At 72.7% G+C, this 2,218-nt stretch carries 4 protein-coding genes; 2 read left to right on the plus strand and 2 right to left on the minus strand.

Annotated elements, in window-relative coordinates; translation table 11 throughout:
- A partial coding sequence (locus ACFFNX_RS48160; protein WP_378213142.1) for a TolB family protein occupies positions 1 to 917 on the plus strand: 917 nt, incomplete at its 5' end.
- A 129-nt stretch (positions 918 to 1,046) separates the two neighbouring features.
- On the opposite strand, the gene ACFFNX_RS48165 is transcribed toward ACFFNX_RS48160, so the two are convergent.
- Both ACFFNX_RS48165 and ACFFNX_RS48170 read right to left on the minus strand, forming a co-directional pair.
- A complete protein-coding gene (locus tag ACFFNX_RS48165; protein WP_378213145.1) occupies positions 1,047 to 1,289 on the minus strand; it encodes a hypothetical protein in 243 nt (80 codons plus the stop codon).
- Between the two features lie 12 nt (positions 1,290 to 1,301).
- Positions 1,302 to 1,436 (minus strand): hypothetical protein, encoded by a 135-nt coding sequence (locus ACFFNX_RS48170; protein WP_378213146.1) that lies wholly within the window; start codon positions 1,434 to 1,436, stop codon positions 1,302 to 1,304.
- 29 nt (positions 1,437 to 1,465) lie between these two features.
- Here ACFFNX_RS48170 and ACFFNX_RS48175 point away from each other — a divergent pair, with 29 nt between their 5' ends.
- A complete protein-coding gene (locus ACFFNX_RS48175; protein WP_378213147.1) occupies positions 1,466 to 2,074 on the plus strand; it encodes a YncE family protein in 609 nt (202 codons plus the stop codon).
- Positions 2,075 to 2,218: the final 144 nt, after the last annotated feature.

Genomic DNA, 2,218 nt, shown 5'->3' on the forward strand with positions numbered 1-2,218 from the left:
CGGCGGCGGCGCTGACCGGCTGGCTGGTCCTCGGGGACGACCGCGGGAGGCCCTCCGGGGCGGGCGCCGGGTCGGGACCGGCGCCGTTGCCGAGCGAGGCGCTGCTCGTCCGCATCGACCGGCAGAGCGGCTGGCCGGGCCGGTGTCACGGCAGCATCGGCCGGCTCGTCCCGGCCACGCGTGTCGCGACGAAGGTGATCAGCGACGACGACAAGTGCGACATCCTGCCGCGCTGGTCACCGGACCGTAAGCAGATCGCCTTCACCCGGAGCGTGAGCACCACGGTCAACGAACTGTGGATCACGAACGCCGACGGCACCGGAACGCCACGGATGATCACGAACATCATCGACGGCCGCACCCGTACCGCCTGGTCGCCGGACGGCAAGAAGATCGCGATCGTCGCCAAGACGCCCTCGGGACGTCAGATCGCGGTGGTCACGCTCGCCCATCCGGAGACGCCGTTGCGGCTCACCGACGACGGCGACGGCAAGGACGACCCGGCCTGGTGCGGGAGCCGTATCGCGTTCTGGAGCAAGAAGACCGGCACGCAGCAGATCTACACGGTCGACGCGGGCACGGCGGGCGGCCCGTGGACCCAGGTCACCCATGACGCCCACGACGTCAACGACCCGTCGTTCTCGCCGGACTGCAGGACGATGGCCTACACCGAGCAGCCGACCAGGGACGCGCGGCACATCTGGCTCACCCCCTCCGACGGCACCGGCACACCGCACCAGCTGACCTCGAACGCGACCCGCGACATGGACGCGACCTTCTCGCCGAACGGCGCCTGGATCGCGACCGCCCGCGGCGAGACGGCGCGCCAGAGCATCTGGGCGATCCGCGTCGACGGCACCGGCGCGGTGCCCGTCTCCTCCGGGAACCTGGGCATCGCCCACCCCGACTGGTCCTGAGCCACGGTCCGGCGGCGGCCTGTGGCCGATGCCACATGATCAGATGGCGCGGAAGTTAGGTAAGGCTAAGCCAAGTTGGCTGCCATCCGCCCCCATCACAAGGGAGAACCGCATGGCTTCGCGCACCCGTCAGATCAGCCGTCCCGCCGCCGGCATCGCCCTCGCCTCCTGCGCCACCCTGGCCTTCACCACTCCGGCCGTCGCCAACGCCGCACGCCCGGCGGGCCCGAGCGTCACATCGGCCCCGATCACGGCCGGGCTGTACGAGTCGGCATACTCCGGGCGGAACCACGCGCTGTGGATCACCGCCGCCCAGGGCCGGTCCCCGGTCACCGCCTTCAGCCTGACGAGGGTCGATCCCCGCACGCTCAAGGTGACGGCGTCCTACACGCCGCCGGTCACCGACCCGGCCACGGGCGAGGTCGAGGCGGTGTACGGCGTCGCCGTCGACGACGAGCACGACACGGTCTGGACGACGAACACCCGCGCGAACACCGTCGCCGTGTACAGCCAGCGCACCGGCGAGCGGCTCGCCTCCCCTGCCCGGCGTGGAGCACGGGCGCGACATCGTCGTGGACGAACGGCACGACACCGTGTGGGCCGGCTCCTTCACCGCCGGAGCCCTCGTCGCCTTCGACAGCCGTACCTTCAAGGAGAAGAGGCGGGTCACGGTCGACGGCTCCGGGCCGGCCGGCCTCGCGGTGAACGAGCGGACCGGGACGGTGTACGCCGCGGACCTGAACGACGACGAGATCATCGAGGTCTCCCCCAGGTCCACGACGCCGCGGCTCATCCCCGCCGGGGACGGGCCGATCGACGTCGCGCTGTCCGCGGACGGTCGTACCGCCTACGCCGCCGACCAGAGCGGCGGAACCCTCGCGGTCGTGGACCTGCGCAGGGGCGCGGTCACCAGGTCCGTGCCGACCGGCGCCGGCCCGCTGTCCGTGGCCACCGACCCGCGCACGGGCCGCGTCCTGGTCGTCAACCGCACGGACGCGAACGTGTCGATCGTCGACCCGCGCAGGGGCAGCGTCGTCGAGACCGTCTCGACCGGTGCCGACCCCAACCACGTCGAGGTGGCCGACGGCACCGCGTACGTGGTCGACAAGTCGGGCTCCGGCCCCGCGGGCGAGGACCTGCTGACCCGCATCGGCTGACCCCGCCCGTCCTCTCGCCCCGGCGGCGGCGTGCCGCCGGGGCTCAGCCGGCGTCGAACCAGTCGCGGCCGGCGGCCCAGTGACGCACCCAGCCGGCGAACCCGGGCTCGGCGGTCGTGTGGCCGAAGGGACGCCCGAACGGCT

This window comes from Actinoallomurus acaciae (assembly GCF_042429965.1).
GTDB lineage: Bacteria > Actinomycetota > Actinomycetes > Streptosporangiales > Streptosporangiaceae > Actinoallomurus > Actinoallomurus acaciae.